14 protein-coding genes, 1 tRNA gene and 3 pseudogenes are annotated in these 13,549 nt (G+C 65.3%); 12 read left to right on the top strand and 6 right to left on the bottom strand.

Features of this window, described 5'->3' with window-relative positions:
* On the top strand, positions 1-380 hold a 380-nt coding region (locus ACWDR0_RS32845; RefSeq protein ID WP_456355479.1), incomplete at its 5' end, for an NUDIX domain-containing protein.
* A gap of 88 nt (positions 381-468) precedes the next feature.
* Here the strand turns inward: ACWDR0_RS32845 and ACWDR0_RS32840 are convergent.
* Positions 469-981, bottom strand: coding sequence for a phosphoribosyltransferase (locus tag ACWDR0_RS32840; RefSeq protein WP_456355478.1), 513 nt, complete (start codon positions 979-981; stop codon positions 469-471).
* 2 nt (positions 982-983) lie between these two features.
* A complete protein-coding gene (gene dcd / locus ACWDR0_RS32835) occupies positions 984-1,559 on the bottom strand; it encodes a dCTP deaminase (protein WP_456355477.1) in 576 nt (191 codons plus the stop codon).
* 462 nt (positions 1,560-2,021) lie between these two features.
* Here dcd and ACWDR0_RS32830 point away from each other — a divergent pair.
* Positions 2,022-2,095, top strand: a tRNA-Gly gene (locus ACWDR0_RS32830).
* 554 nt (positions 2,096-2,649) lie between these two features.
* Positions 2,650-4,425 carry an AIPR family protein gene (locus ACWDR0_RS32825; RefSeq protein WP_456355476.1) on the top strand — a complete coding sequence of 592 codons (1,776 nt, stop codon included), beginning with the start codon at positions 2,650-2,652 and terminating at the stop codon, positions 4,423-4,425.
* An 818-nt stretch (positions 4,426-5,243) separates the two neighbouring features.
* Here ACWDR0_RS32825 and ACWDR0_RS32820 read toward each other — a convergent pair.
* Positions 5,244-5,876, bottom strand: coding sequence for a GNAT family N-acetyltransferase (locus ACWDR0_RS32820; protein ID WP_456355475.1), 633 nt, complete (start codon positions 5,874-5,876; stop codon positions 5,244-5,246).
* Positions 5,877-6,009: 133 nt separating this feature from the next.
* On the opposite strand from ACWDR0_RS32820, the pseudogene ACWDR0_RS32815 reads away from it, so the two are divergent.
* The 5 genes and pseudogenes from ACWDR0_RS32815 to ACWDR0_RS32795 all read left to right on the top strand — a co-directional run.
* Positions 6,010-6,375, top strand: a pseudogene (locus ACWDR0_RS32815) (TrmO family methyltransferase domain-containing protein); the annotation flags it as partial.
* A gap of 12 nt (positions 6,376-6,387) precedes the next feature.
* A pseudogene (locus ACWDR0_RS32810) lies at positions 6,388-6,943 on the top strand (flavoprotein).
* On the top strand, positions 6,936-7,487 hold the full coding sequence (gene cyaB, locus ACWDR0_RS32805) for a class IV adenylate cyclase (protein ID WP_456355474.1): 552 nt from the start codon (positions 6,936-6,938) through the stop codon (positions 7,485-7,487). The pseudogene ACWDR0_RS32810 and the gene cyaB overlap by 8 nt, the downstream one beginning before the upstream one ends.
* Before the next feature lie 25 nt (positions 7,488-7,512).
* Positions 7,513-7,845, top strand: a complete 333-nt coding sequence (locus tag ACWDR0_RS32800; protein ID WP_456355473.1) for a PCC domain-containing protein — start codon at positions 7,513-7,515, stop codon at positions 7,843-7,845.
* Between the two features lie 99 nt (positions 7,846-7,944).
* Positions 7,945-8,430: a hypothetical protein gene (locus tag ACWDR0_RS32795; RefSeq protein ID WP_456355472.1), complete on the top strand. Its 486-nt coding sequence runs from the start codon at positions 7,945-7,947 to the stop codon at positions 8,428-8,430.
* A gap of 69 nt (positions 8,431-8,499) precedes the next feature.
* Here the strand turns inward: ACWDR0_RS32795 and ACWDR0_RS32790 are convergent, their stop codons facing one another.
* A complete protein-coding gene (locus ACWDR0_RS32790) occupies positions 8,500-9,723 on the bottom strand; it encodes a hypothetical protein (protein WP_456355471.1) in 1,224 nt (407 codons plus the stop codon).
* 163 nt (positions 9,724-9,886) lie between these two features.
* Here ACWDR0_RS32790 and ACWDR0_RS32785 point away from each other — a divergent pair, with 163 nt between their 5' ends.
* Together ACWDR0_RS32785 and ACWDR0_RS32780 are read left to right on the top strand one after the other, a co-directional pair.
* On the top strand, positions 9,887-10,351 hold the full coding sequence (locus tag ACWDR0_RS32785) for a GNAT family N-acetyltransferase (protein ID WP_456355470.1): 465 nt from the start codon (positions 9,887-9,889) through the stop codon (positions 10,349-10,351).
* Positions 10,352-10,705: 354 nt separating this feature from the next.
* On the top strand, positions 10,706-11,101 hold the full coding sequence (locus ACWDR0_RS32780; RefSeq protein ID WP_456355480.1) for a peptidase inhibitor family I36 protein: 396 nt from the start codon (positions 10,706-10,708) through the stop codon (positions 11,099-11,101).
* Between the two features lie 496 nt (positions 11,102-11,597).
* On the opposite strand, the gene ACWDR0_RS32775 is transcribed toward ACWDR0_RS32780, so the two are convergent.
* Positions 11,598-12,164 (bottom strand): DUF4240 domain-containing protein, encoded by a 567-nt coding sequence (locus tag ACWDR0_RS32775; RefSeq protein ID WP_456355469.1) that lies wholly within the window; start codon positions 12,162-12,164, stop codon positions 11,598-11,600.
* A gap of 167 nt (positions 12,165-12,331) precedes the next feature.
* Here ACWDR0_RS32775 and ACWDR0_RS32770 point away from each other — a divergent pair, with 167 nt between their 5' ends.
* Both ACWDR0_RS32770 and ACWDR0_RS32765 read left to right on the top strand, forming a co-directional pair.
* Positions 12,332-12,769 carry a helix-turn-helix domain-containing protein gene (locus ACWDR0_RS32770; RefSeq protein WP_456355468.1) on the top strand — a complete coding sequence of 146 codons (438 nt, stop codon included), beginning with the start codon at positions 12,332-12,334 and terminating at the stop codon, positions 12,767-12,769.
* Positions 12,770-12,806: 37 nt separating this feature from the next.
* Positions 12,807-13,367: a PIN domain-containing protein gene (locus tag ACWDR0_RS32765; RefSeq protein ID WP_456355467.1), complete on the top strand. Its 561-nt coding sequence runs from the start codon at positions 12,807-12,809 to the stop codon at positions 13,365-13,367.
* A 56-nt stretch (positions 13,368-13,423) separates the two neighbouring features.
* On the opposite strand, the pseudogene ACWDR0_RS32760 reads toward ACWDR0_RS32765, so the two are convergent.
* Positions 13,424-13,549 (bottom strand): annotated as a pseudogene (locus ACWDR0_RS32760) (electron transfer flavoprotein subunit alpha/FixB family protein); the annotation flags it as partial.

Genomic DNA, 13,549 nt, shown 5'->3' with positions numbered 1-13,549 from the left:
GACGGATCCTGCTCCAGCGCCGCCGGGACAGCGGACTCTGGGCCCTGCCCGGCGGCGGGATGGAGATCACGGACTCCCTGCCCGGAACGGCCGTCCGTGAGATTGCGGAAGAGACCGGGTTGGAGGTCGAAATCACCGGACTGGTCGGCACGTACACAGACCCTCGTCACGTGATCGCCTACAGCGACGGCGAGGTCCGCAGACAGTTCAACATCTGTTTCACCGCCCGCGTCACAGGCGGTGAACTCGCCATCTCGGACGAGTCCACAGAGCTGCGTTTCATCGCACCCGCCGAAATCGACGACCTCCCTATGCACCACACACAGCAACTCCGCCTTCGGCACTTCCTGGAAGGTCGGGAGCAGCCCTATCTCGGGTAACCACGGACAGGCCGGAATCACCCGGATGGCGGCCTGAGCAGCGAGGACCGTACGGGCGCAATCCCACCAAGAAGCAGCATGACCTACATCACATCAAGGCGTCTTTCGAGGGGGTCACGGGGGTGCCAGACTTACGGCATGGAGGCAAAACAGACCACGGGAAATTGATCCAGTCGTCGGTCCGCTTCCATACGTACTCGCACTTCACCAGCGAGTGCGACTTCTCGTAGATCACGGCGGACCGGACCTCGGCGACATGGTCGAGGCAGAAGTCGTGGACCAGCTTCAGCGTCTTGCCGGTGTCGGCGACGTCGTCCGCGATCAGCACCTTCTTGTCGGAGAAGTCGATCGCGTTGGGCACCGGCGCCAGCATGACCGGCATCTCCAGGGTGGCGCCCACGCCCGTATAGAACTCCACATTGACCAGGTGGATGTTCTTGCAGTCGAGCGCGTACGCCAGACCACCCGCGACAAAGACGCCGCCCCGGGCGATCGACAGCACGATGTCCGGCTCGAAGCCGTCGTCGGCGATGCTCTGCGCCAGCTCGCGGACCGCGGTCCCGAACTTCTCGTAGGTCAGGTTCTCCCGTACGGCACTCATCGTCACACCTGCGTCCGGTGGAAGTTCTGGAAGGACCGCGAGGCCGTCGGCCCCCGCTGCCCCTGGTAGCGCGAGCCGTAGCGCTCACTGCCGTACGGGAACTCGGCGGGCGAGCTGAGCCGGAACATACAGAGCTGCCCGATCTTCATACCCGGCCAGAGCTTGATGGGCAGCGTCGCGAGGTTCGACAGCTCCAGGGTCACGTGCCCGGAGAACCCGGGGTCGATAAACCCGGCGGTCGAGTGGGTGACCAGCCCGAGCCGGCCGAGGGAGCTCTTGCCCTCCAGGCGCGACGCCAGATCGTCCGGCAGTGTGATGACCTCGTAGGTCGAGGCGAGAACGAACTCACCCGGATGCAGGATGAACGCCTCGTCGCCCTCCGGCTCCACCGTCCGCGTTAGATCGGCCTGCTCGACGGCAGGGTCGATATGCGGGTAGCGGTGGTTCTCGAACACCCGGAAGTAGCGGTCCAGCCGCACATCGATGCTCGAGGGCTGCACCATGGAGTCGTCGAACGGATCGATACGGACCCGCCCTGCGTCGATCTCGGCCCGGATGTCCTTGTCTGAGAGAAGCACCCCCCGAGGATACGCAGAGCGCACGGACCCGACCGAACCGGACGCCCGTGCGCTCCCCCGTCACTTCCCTACGGCCACCGGCACGACACTCCGCAACCGCGCACACCGCGGACACCGGACCAGCCTGGCCGGCCCGATCCGCCCGGTCCCGAGCTGCTGCATCGGAAACGAGGTGGTAGCGAAGACATGCCCTTCGGCACAGCGGACGACGGTGCGCTCCATCAAGTCCATCGAGTCCCTTCCCCAACAAATGCGGACGAACCCCCACATTAGGCCATCCCCCAACCCCCTCCACCCCGCCACCCCGCACCGTCCACGCTATGCCCCAACTCCCTTCCCCCGCAGCCGGTTCCCACCGCCCGGCCCTCTGCGCACAGCAGAAAGGCCCCGCGGCTTTCTCCGCCGGGGGCCTGGCATGGGGTAGAGTGACAGCACTGCGGATCCGATCTTCGAAGCCGCTGTGCGGGTGTAGTTTAATGGTAGAACATGAGCTTCCCAAGCTCAGAGCGCGAGTTCGATTCTCGTCACCCGCTCCACGACTGAGGCCCAGGTCATCGACCCGGGCCTTGTTTATTGTCTGGACCAATTCAGTCGTCATGCGCCCGATCGCTGCTTGGCCTGCTCTTCCCATGCCCGAACTCGTGCGGCGCGCACGTGAGCGTCGATGCCGTCGGCCGCCTCCTTCTGCCACTCGATGTCGGCGCGCTGGTAGATCAGCGCGTCCCACCCCGTGGACTGGCCGGCCGGAGCGGGGCGAGCGTCGAAGGAGCTCCCATCCCGACCACCTTCCTCCCAGGCAGAGCCGAGCAATCGCGGCCCGAACGTCAAGGCCGTTCATACAGTGGTGCGCTCCACCTTGACGCCCTGAACCACTGCCGCTCCACGACGTGTGGGGCGAAGGCGGACGGGATGGGAGCAGTGGCGAGTGGTGGGTCCATCCAGTCGATCAGTCGGCGACCCGTCCGGTTATGGAACTGCTCGCGCTTCTCTTTTCTGACCATTTACTCACCTCGATGACAACCCAGACGCTAAGCTCCCTGTCAAACACACCGTGATGGCAATCAGCGCTCGCGCTGACTAGGGGGATGAAGTGCACACGCTCACCGCAAAGCGAGTAGCAAAGTTTGCACGGGACTTTGGCGCAGAGGGAACCGAGGCACAGCAGTTCGAGCTGTATGTCACAGCTAACTACCTCTTCCCTTATGTACGGGACGATGTCGAGCAGATTGAGCGGGCTGTTCTCGGCGGTGGGACCGATGAGGGCATCGACATCGCTGCCGTCGTAGTCAACGGACAAATCGTTTTCGAACCCTCAGAGATCGACGACCTTATCTCTGATCAGGCGTCTAACACGGCGAAGGTAATCTTCATCCAGGCTAAGACGAGCGAGTCCTACGACTCCAAGCTGATTGCAAAGTTCCTGCATGGCGTCGAGGCCGTGACGAAGTACGCGATTAAGGCGAAGAGTGTCAAGCTCCCTCCAGCCTTGGTTGACTTGGCCGCTTTGATCGATCGGATCGCAGAGAACGGTGACAAATTTCAGGATACGCGAATCCCGTGTGAACTCTTCTACGTCACAACTAGCAGCAATGACGGGAAGAGGGCACAGCAGGAGTTGCAGGTCACAGAAGCAATCGATCGCATTCGGACTCATGGTATTTATTCGGAAAATTTGCACCTTAACACTCATGGACATGATGCACTAGCTGCAAAGCTGAAAGAGCGTCACGGACCGCAGAACATTCGGTTTAATTTTGAGAAGCGACAAACCATCCCTGCAACAGATCAGGTGAGCGAGGCTTACATCGGACTCTTGTCTGGCACGGAGGTAATGACGTTGCTGACGGATGAAAATGGTTCCGTGCGACCAGGTATCTTCGATGACAACGTGCGCCTCGATCTCGGCATCCATAACCCAGTGAACACCAGGATCTCGGGAACTCTGCAAAGTGAGGACCGCGAGCATTTCCCCTTCCTCAACAACGGACTCACGATCATTGCAACATCTCTCCAAGGGTCGGGGGACAGATTCTTCATTTCCGGGTATCAGGTCGTCAATGGCGGACAGACGAGTCACCAGCTTGCAAGGTGGGCGAATAGTGATGCGGTTAAGGCCAAGCCATCCCTTCTCTCTGACCTATGGATCCCAGTAAAGATCGTAAGCTCGGACGACGCCGGGGTGCGAACAAGAGTGGCGATCGCTACTAACCTGCAAACCCCCATCGGCTCAACAGACATCCAGGCCAGTTCCCAGATGGCGAAAGACGTAGAAGAATACTTCAACCAATCGGGCGTAAGCGGCCTACGCTATCTACGCCAGAACCAGCATGCATCTCTTGATTTCCCTCGTACTCGCATTGTCACGACTCCTGAACTCAACCGAGCGGTCGCGGCAACACTGTTTGGTGAGTCTTCCCGGGCGATCGGCGCTCCGAAGGAGCTAGAGGCGGAGAGTTCGTTTGTTTGGGATGAATACGCTGTTGAGGCTTACTACTACGCTTCCTGGATTTTGTATCGGGTGGACAGGTTCTTCGCGCGAACCCCTGACTCGAACACCCTCAAAGCCGCTAAATACCACATCGCGATGATGGTTTCCGCTCTGACCACGCCGAAACTTGTTCCTATCTTCGAAACTACTGATCCGGAGGCAGCGAGAGGACAACTGAAGGGCGCCAAGAGGCTGAATTTCAAGATCTCAGAGTCGGAGAGGATTGAAGTGGCGATCGCTACTGCAGTCCACCTGGCCACCGAGCAGTTTCAATCCGTCTTGAATGAGGGCAGGAGTTTGCGCAAAGACGATGTGCGCAGTCGTCGCCACCAAGAGGCCCTGCTGCAAAGGGTCAAGGGGACAAGCTTCGACGTCTGATCATCAGCTTTCGAGGCAAGAATCTGCAGTCGAGTCAGGCAATAACCTTTGGTTCGACCCCTCTTCGCGGTACGGCAACGGAATGCAGCAACCTCAGTAACCGCCAAGGCCCGGTACCAGCACTCGTGGTCTTCCTTGCAACCTGGATGATCTCCAATGATCGTTCTCTGAGAGGCCACGGAACCAAGGGCAAGCGTGCCCGATCCGCGCCCAGCGAGGCGGGGAGCCACGGTCAATCACAGGTGCCAAGGTGAGCCTGAGAGTTCACCTCGGCATCCGTTTCCCCAGTTCAGCCATCCAGGTCAGGCCGAGGACGCGCTGATTCTCAAGCTCAGAGCGCGAGTTCGATTCTCGTCACCCGCTCTTTACCGAAGGCCCTGGTCAGAGACCGGGGCCTTCTTATTGTCCAGACCGCTTGAGAGGCGGCGTGCCATCCGCGTGCCCCATGTCGTGGGCATGCCCCGCACGGACCGCCCTGTCGGCCGCTACGCAGAGACTCCGCCCATCAGTGCCTGATCTCACCCTCGGTGATCCGGGACACTCTCGTGCCACGCCTGCTCACATCACGAAGGCAAAAAGCTTATGCAACAACGTGTGACGGCGCCCCGGTCAACGGTCCTGCCAAACCTTCCCGGAAAGGGCACCCGACGCCCTTCCTCGCCGGTCCAGCGTTGCCGACATGACAGCCGCAGCACCCAGCTTCAACTCCAGCGCCTAACAGCGTCTATGACTCGGTGGGCAGAAGTGCGGAGGTGGCTGATCCCCCATCGCATTCGCCCAGAAGCGATACCTCGCCAGCCCAGCAAGGTCGTGCGCCGTCAGCGGAAGAACGGGATGCAGCCGTCCAGTCCAGCTATACCGACGGGCTGCCGACCAGCGCAGCTCCGCCAGTCGGGCGCCTCTATAACTTCCTCGTAGATGTGGTAGGGAAGGCCGCTGACTGCGACGCGGTGGACGCCGTTCGGGCGGTAGCCGAACTTGCGGGATACCGCTCGGGAGGCGGCGTTGTCGGCGAAGGCGGTGGAGGTGACGCGGGCGGCGCCGAGGCCGTCGAAGGCGAGGGCCAGAGCCGCGGCACGCATCTGGGTGCCGTAGCCCTGGCCCTGGAAGCGGCGGCCGAGCCGGAAGCCGGTGCGGGCCTCGCCGGTGGTGACGAAGTCGCGCGGAAAGGTTCTGCTGGCCGATGGCCTGGCCGCCGTGGAAGACGGCCAGGAGAAGGCGCCAATTCTCGCTGGTCCAGTCGCCCCACGCCCACCAGTGGTTCTGCAGGACGCTCCTGGCCCGCTCGGCCGGCGGTGCGGTCGCCCAGGGCTGCGGGAAGTGCACGGCGCGTCGGGGACGACTCCGTCGGCGGCTACCTGGGCGAGGCTGTCGAACTCGTCGTCTGAGGGGAGGCGTAGAACGAGGTCGGCGGTGGTGAGCTTGAGGGCGATGAGGGGCCAGTGGCGCATGGGGGCTCCGGGAGATCAGGGCCCGTCGAGTCCGAAGACGGTGCCGAACGGGTCGATGAGCTGACAGATCCGCCGGCCGGGCTCCACGTCGAGGGGGCCGCGGTGGTGGGTGCAGCCCGCTTCCAGAAGGCGCTTGCGCTCGGTCCAGGGGCTGGAAGAGTTCTCCCACCTCGTCGTGGTGTGGCACTTCCACAAGGCGTCCCCGTCCGATGTGGCACTGCACGCCCGCAGCCCGCGCAACGACCCCCGCTGGCCCGCCACCGGAACCTTTGTGCACCGCAACCACCGGCGGCCCAACCAACTCGCCCAGTCGTTTCACCGGCTGCTGAAGGTCGACGGGCTCGACCTTCAGGTCACGGACCTCGATGCCGTTAACGGATCACCGGTCTACGATCTGGCCCCCTACTTCCGGGAGATGGGCCCCCGGGGCCCGGTACGGCAGCCCGCCTGGCCCGGTGAAATGCTCGCCGACTACTGGGCCGAACCGTCCGGCGACTGAGCAGGCGGGCGCATGAAGACGATGTACCTGTTCGGGTCTGCTGCCCCGCCGGTCCTCCAGAGCGCCGAAGTGATCGCATCGGCCCGAGAACACGGCTGGGACGTCTGCCTGGGTCTCACCCCGACGGCCGCCGAGTGGCTGTACGACGACCTCCCCGGCCTGGAGGCCCTGACCGGGCATCCGGTGCGCTCGCGCTACAAACGGCCCGGCGAACCGGACGTCTGGCCGCCGGCCGATGTGATCCTCTTTGCCCCGGTCACGGCCAACTCCCTCTCCTCCTGGGCACTCTGTCTGACCTCGAACTTCGTCATCGGTGTGGTCGCCGAGGCAATCGGCAAGGGCATCCCCGTTGTCGCGATGCCCTGTGTGAACGCCGCCTACGCCGCCCACCGCCAGGTCGAGCGCAGTGTCAGCGAACTCAGGGCTATGGGCGGTCACCGTCCTGTACGGCGACGGCGGATTCGTACCCAATCCGCCCGGTGAGCGTCATCCGTACCCCTGGGGCAGTGCACTCTCCGCGGCGGAATCAGCCGCAGGCCGACGACTAGGCAGGTTGCCCTGTGATTGAAGCCGAACTGAAGGCCCGGGTGTCGAGGCCGGAAGTGGTACGACGAAGCCTCGACGCCCGGGCGGCCGGGCGCGATGAGGTTTATCGGGACACCTACTACGACACTCCCGATCAGGCTCTCGGATCCGCGGACCAGGAGCTGCGGGTCCGGACCGTACACGGCCCGGACGGGCTGCGGACGGTGCTGACATTCAAGGGTGCTCGGGTGGACGACGAGTCCGGGTCCAAGCCCGAGCACGAATCCCGCGTTGACGATCCGAAGGCTGTGCATGCCCTCCTGCTCGGCCTGGGCTATGTTCCCGTTATCGAGTTCGAGAAGCAGTGCCGTAACTACACCTTCGACGCCCTTGGGCGCAGGATGCTTGCGACGCTTGTACGGGTTCCGGAGCTGGAGGGAACCTTCCTCGAAGTGGAGACGCTCGCCGAAGATACGGATGTGACCGCGGCACTGGCAGACGTACGCTCGGTCCTGCACAGCCTGGGAATCGGCGAAGCCGAACTGACGCGCGAGCTGTACACCGAAGCGGTCAGGGCGAGCCGGTAAGCGATATTCACCGGACGGAGCTGACGTGCTGCTCTTCGAGGTCAGGAACGACGAGCTCATGGAGTCCGTGAACCGGCAGGCAGCCAAGGCTGGTGTCGCAGACGCGGCGATCGTTTCTCTGATCGGAGCCGTGGACCGGTTTACGATCTCCACCATGCCCAAGGGTGACGCGTTGAAGGACGACATCACCACCTATGAGACACCGGCCGAGATGACCGGCACCGGCGAGATCCGGAATGGGTTTGCTCATATCCACGCTGTGATGGGCGTCGAAGGTGACCAGGCAATCTCCGGCCATCTGCACGAGGCCCACATCGGTACCCACTTCGCACGGGTCTACGTCATCCCCTGCCCCTGACGGACGTGTCTACGACGGCGACAAGGTGCTTCTGCTGTGATCGCACCGGTTCATCACGAGTGCCTGGGGGTGGGGACTGCCCTTGAACGGAGGAGAAGCATGGTGACTATCGCAGTGACCGGGCATATGGATCTGACCGAGCAGTGCGCGGCTCTCGTGCGGACCGCCCTCGGGGATCTGCTGGCGGGATACGGCGAGGGTCTGACCGGGGTCTCTTGCATCGCCGCCGGAGCCGACAGCCTCTTTGCCGAGGCCGTGCTCGAAGCCGGTGGCAGGCTCGTCGTTGTCGTGTCCTCCCGCGACTACCGGGAAGCGAAGGTGAAGCCTTGGCACGCCGAACTTTTCGACCGGCTCCATGCTGCGGCGGCCGAAGTAGTCGTCATGCCGTACGAAACTGCCGACCGGACCGCTTACGAGGCGGCGAACCGCGAGCTGCTGACCCGTGCCGACCGACTCGTCGCTGTATGGGACGGCGTTCCGCCCTCCGGTAAGGGAGGTGGTACTGCGGACACCGTCCTCGAAGCCCAGGCAACGGGCATGCCTGTGGACGTGGTCTGGCCCCAAGGCGCTGCACGCCGGGGCTGACCGCGACTTCGAGTCTCCGGTTATTAGGGGTGCTGACGAGCGGCGAGCCGTGAGCTTCCGACCGCGGGGTCAGACCGGACGCAGGCCGGAAGGGGCCGCCAGCCGTGCTCCGGCCGCGGTGCGGACCTCGGCCGTCTCCATCGGGTCGTCGCGCAGCAGGGCGATCCGTGCCAGAGCGTCCCGGCTCGCGGATGCGGACGCGATCCCCAGCAGCCGCTCCTTCTCCTCGCAGCTCCACAGGGACTCGGTGTACAGGTACTCCAAGCCGTCGTTGTTGATGGCGGCGAGTGCCTTCAGGTACGCCGTCCGCTCGTACGAGTGCGGGGTGTGCAGCCAGAAGCGCCGCAGGTAGGGCACCGCGGCGGTGGCATCGGGCCCGAGCCGGGCCAGGCGCCGGGCCGTCCGGTCAGGGCCGCACCAGGTCCGTGCCGCCCATTGCGCTGCGAGTTCCTCGACGAGTCCGGGCAATGCGGCGGGCCCGGGGTGGTCGGCCAGGACATCGGCGCCGAGCTGCGCCAGCCAGGGGCGTTCGTCCTGCGCCCAGCCTCGGGCCGCGGGTACGGCAGCGGTGCCGAGGCGTTCGACGGCCCGCCGGAGCAGAGGCAGCGGCCGGTCGCCGGGCCGGGCGCCGAGCGAGGGGACCAGCGGGATCAGTTCTTCCGAAGGCTCCCGGCTGTTCAGCGCACGCAGTGCGTCGACCTTCGTGGCGTTCTCGGTACGGGGGTTGGCGAGCAGGAGCAGGAGATCCGCTGTCGCAAGCCCGTTCAGTGACGGCCGTGCCGGGGTCGAACCGCCCTGAACCCCGATCCCGAACCGGGTCCACGGCTCCGAGAACCAGGGAAGCTCCGCTTCTCCGCCGATCCGGGCATGGGCGATGTCCCCGAGGTCTTCCCACCACTCCGCCGGCCAGCCGGCCGATACCGACTCCAGTACACGGACCCAGTGCTCTCCCGTCCGGACATAGGCGCGAAGCCCCTCCCGGGCCTCCTCCGATCCGGCAAGCGCCAGCAGCTCCAGCACCTCACAGGCCCGCAGACAGGAATCCTCGTCCCCCGCCAACCGGTCGACGACCGGGGCCGGGGACAGCTCCAGGTCCCGGACCAGCCGCGCCAGATACAGCGACCGGTCGTCGGTCCCGTCCCACCGCCAGTCACGGCGGATCCCGTCGTGGACGAGAACAGCGGAACCCTCCGGGTCCCGGAGCGCCCGTACCGCGCCCAGGCCACGCCCCCGCTGGAGCAGGCCCTCGACGGAGTCGGGGTGGGCGTAAGTCATCTCGTACTCATTGCTCATCACCAGGGACTTTGCCCGACTCGGGCACCCCTCTGCCAGTCGATATCACATGGTTTCTCCTGGATGGCGTCCTGGCCGAGCGCGTCCGGCCCACGGCGGAGCGGCCGCCTTGGTGGTCCTACGGGGACAGGGCGCCATGCACGCTGTCTGCCAGACTGCCCGAATGATCATCAGGCTTGCCCAGGACCACGACCTCCCCGGCTTCCTGGCCCTGGCCGCCCAGGTCGAGCACTGGTTCGGCGCCATGGTCGAGGAGCCCGGCTTCCACCGGGCCGTGAACGAGCACATCCGCCGCTCCACGGCACTCGTCGCCGTCTCGACGGGCCCCGGGCTCCTCGGTGGGCTGCTGTTCGACGCGAAGCCTCCCGTCTTCCACGTCGACTGGCTGGTGGTCTCGGAGGAAGGCCGCGGCCAGGGCGTGGGCCGTGCACTGATGGACGAGGCGTCGCGCAGGTTCGTACGCGGGCCGGGCACCATCGAGGTGGTCACCTTCGGGGCCGACCATCCAGGCGCCGTCGCCAGTGGGGCGCGCGTCTTCTACGAGTCGCTGGGTTTCACTCCGGCCGAGGCGGTCGAACCGGGTCCGGAAGGCGGGTCCCGCCAGATGTACCGGCGGCCCGTCATATGAACCGCACGATGGTGTCCGCGCTTCCGGCTGTCGGCGACGACTGGCTCGGCGCCGCGCAATAAGTAGCTGCCACAGCAGTACGGATCCGGTGAGCCCCCGGCAGGCGTTGCGTCACCGGTTTCCCCAGCGATTCCAGAGCGTGTGACGCCAGGGGTGGGTATCAGGGCCGGGAGGTGCCACCGGCGGCAGCGGCCCCGGGCTGGTCTTGATGAGATGCAGCAGCGTCCAGGCGACGCCGTAGCAGTCATCAGAGGGTGTTCTTGAACCCTGGGGGTCTGGCAGGGGGGTTTCGTGTCTCACGGCCCCTTGGTTCGTTGATCGGGAATGATCAAGAAAATCGCTCTCGCTGTGACCATGACCCTGGCCGCCGCCGTACCGGCGGCGGCCTCGACCTCCGCTGCCGAGCCGGTCAAGGAGATCACAGGGAACGGCCTTTCCGCGTGCCCCGAGTCGTCCCTGTGCCTGTACCAGGACCGTGACTTCAACGAAGGAGGAGATGCCAGGATCTGGATCGTCACCGGCGACGTCGAACGGCTGAGCAAGTACGACGCCAACGACCGCACGTCCTCGGCGTACCTCAACGCTCCTCGTGGCTGGACCGCCAAGCTCTACACCGACGCCGAATACGAGGGGGAATCCCTCACTCTGACGACCCAGAACATCGGCCCCTGGACCCGCCTCAACGAGCGGGAGCGCCTGGGCGACTTCAGCGATGCCATCAGCTCCGTCCGGCTGTTCCCCGCCTCCTGACAAACGGCGGCCCTTGGTGCTCGCGGGCGGGACGGGCGTCGTGGCGACTCGGCCATGACGGTCCCGCCCGCAGGCGGCCCGGATTCCCCGCGGAAGGGCTGACGAGGAGCCCTCGACCGTTCCACCCCCACCATCCAAGACCGTCCGCACACCGGAAACTCCGCCTGCTCACCCCGCTGCATCGCGATCACCCGCTCCCGGGTCCGCTGCAATCTCCGCCACCGCCGCGACCTGCACCGACCCGAGCAGAACACCGCCCCCGCCGCCTGCGGCAGCGGATCACCACACTCCCGGCAATACCGCCGGGCCGTCCCGCGATACCCCACACAACAGATCATCCAGCCCTGGCATCGACGACGGCCAGAGTAGAGAGACAACTACTCAGGACCGAAGCAGCCAGCCAGCGCTCAAGCATGAACGCCCCCACAATCAAGGAAGGTCAACAACGCCGTTCAGTATGCGGTGAGGCATCAGCCTGCGACCAAGGGGTGAATTCTCAGCCGCGGATCGGCGCCGGGAAGAGGGCGTCGAGCCGGGGTGTCGCCGGTCCCGGGGCCGGCCCCGCCGCGGCGCTCGCGGGCTCGTCGGCATCCTGCTGGAAGGCGTCCAGGGTCTGGTAGAACGCGTCGTCGTTCCGGCCCGTCAGCTCCTCGTAGACCCCCTGCGCCACATAGTCCAGCTCTTCCCACTCCAGCCACTCGTCGTCGTCCCACTCCCGGATGTCCCGGCCCGCGAGGGCCTGCACGGCGGGGAGGTCCGCGAGGACGTCGGGGTCGGCGAGGGCCGCCTCGTATATCGCGCGGCCCTGCGCGACCAGCCAGAGGGAGAAGTAGTGGAAGCCGTCGTCGGAGCAGAATCCCGCTTCGATCCGAGTGAGCGCTCGTAGCAGGCCATCCGTTTCGACCGCCGCGCACGCTGCTTCCAGATGTGCCTGGAACTCCACCACGTCCGCCGGTGCGGGCAGGCTCAGCAACTCCGAGTGGAGCAGGCCCACCCGCTCGGCCCGGTCGCCGGAGTGACGGCTCAGTGCGTCGATGAGCGCCCAGAAGGCCTTCTCGTCCATGCGGCACAGCATCACAGCCGCCACTGACACCGGACGCGGCCGTGCCCGGCAGGGCTCAGGCGCATCCCCGTCGGCCCGTGGCGCCAGTGTCCCCGTGCGGTTGCCGCCGACGACTGCCGAGGTTACATTTATTGCAGATGCACGATTCGGTGGCAGGAGGCGCACTCATGGCTCGTGCAAGTGTTCTCGCACACGCCACAAGGGTCGAACCACCGGTCCGGCACCACGTTGAGCTGGCCGAAGCCGGACGGATGATCCCCGACGAGGTCGAGGTGGTCCTCAAAGGCCCCGATGGCGCGGAGGTCAGACTGCCGACGGAGCTGGTTCGGATCCTGATCGCCTCAGCCGGTGAGCTGGCACAAGGCCACGCCGTGATGGTGCTTGCGTCCGAAGCCCAGCTCTCCCCCGGGGAGACCGCCGAACTGCTGGGGCTGTCCCGCCCCTTCGTCGTCCGCCTTCTGGACAGCGGCGAGATTCCCTCGACCCATCTGCCGGGCAGTACGCACCGGGTTGTCCGCCTGGCTGACGTCCTGGCTTTCCAGCAGCGCCGCGAGCGCCGAAGAGAGGGCCGCCGGCAGATCGCAGAACTGCTCGACGAGTCTTGATGTACGCGCGAGGGACCTGGAGCCCGTGAAAGTCTTCGTGGACACCAATGTCCTGTTTCCGTTCTCCGTGATGGACCTGATGCTCGCCCTCACCGAAGACACGGTGCATGAGGTGGTGTGGTCCGAGCGTCTGCTGACGGAATGGGAGCGCGTCATAGTCCGGGAGGGCAGACGCTCACAGGACTCTGCTCGCGCGGTGACACAGGCGATCCGGAGGTTCTTCCGGGAAGCAGAGGTCAAGGAAGCGGACTACAGGCATCTTGTTGCCGGGATGCCGGGGGAGGACCCGGATGACCGGCATCATGCGGCAGCAGCTCTGGCCGCAGGGGCTCGCACGCTCGTGACCTGGAACCTGGCGGACTTTCCAGCGGAACCCTTGGCGGCGCGCGGCTTAAGCGTCGTCGACCCGGACAGCTATCTGTGCGCGCTGCACAGTGAGTTACCGAGCGAGGTAACCGGAGTGGTTGTCAGGCTGGCGAGCCAGAAGCGGAATCCGCCCAGGACCGTTCAGAGCGCCATTGACGGGCTTGCCAAGGCAGGCGTTTCGCGCTTCGCTGATGCACTGCGTGCGGAGTTGGGAGGCCGGGGCGGCGTTTGACGCCGTCGGCCCGGCAGGGCACATACACGTCCCCACCGGGCACAGGCAGCAGGCTGTCAGCCCTTGCGCTTGTTGATCTCTTCCGTCAGCTGGGGGACGACGGTGTGGAGGTCGCCGACGATGCCGTAGTCCGCGAGGTCGAAGATCGGGGCCTCGGGGTCCTTGTTGATCGCCACGATCGT

Source organism: Streptomyces sp. NPDC003691, from assembly GCF_053981115.1.
This window is presented reverse-complemented; position numbering and strand designations above follow the sequence as displayed.

Coding starts and splice junctions, on each gene's coding strand:
- ACWDR0_RS32785 (WP_456355470.1), top strand. CDS start 9,887: ATGATCATCAGGCTTGCCCAGGACCACGACCTCCCCGGCTTCCTGGCC.
- ACWDR0_RS32780 (WP_456355480.1), top strand. CDS start 10,706: ATGACCCTGGCCGCCGCCGTACCGGCGGCGGCCTCGACCTCCGCTGCC.
- ACWDR0_RS32795 (WP_456355472.1), top strand. CDS start 7,945: ATGGTGACTATCGCAGTGACCGGGCATATGGATCTGACCGAGCAGTGC.
- ACWDR0_RS32790 (WP_456355471.1), bottom strand. CDS start 9,723: ATGAGCAATGAGTACGAGATGACTTACGCCCACCCCGACTCCGTCGAG.
- ACWDR0_RS32840 (WP_456355478.1), bottom strand. CDS start 981: ATGAGTGCCGTACGGGAGAACCTGACCTACGAGAAGTTCGGGACCGCG.
- ACWDR0_RS32775 (WP_456355469.1), bottom strand. CDS start 12,164: ATGGACGAGAAGGCCTTCTGGGCGCTCATCGACGCACTGAGCCGTCAC.
- ACWDR0_RS32820 (WP_456355475.1), bottom strand. CDS start 5,876: ATGCGCCACTGGCCCCTCATCGCCCTCAAGCTCACCACCGCCGACCTC.
- ACWDR0_RS32770 (WP_456355468.1), top strand. CDS start 12,332: ATGGCTCGTGCAAGTGTTCTCGCACACGCCACAAGGGTCGAACCACCG.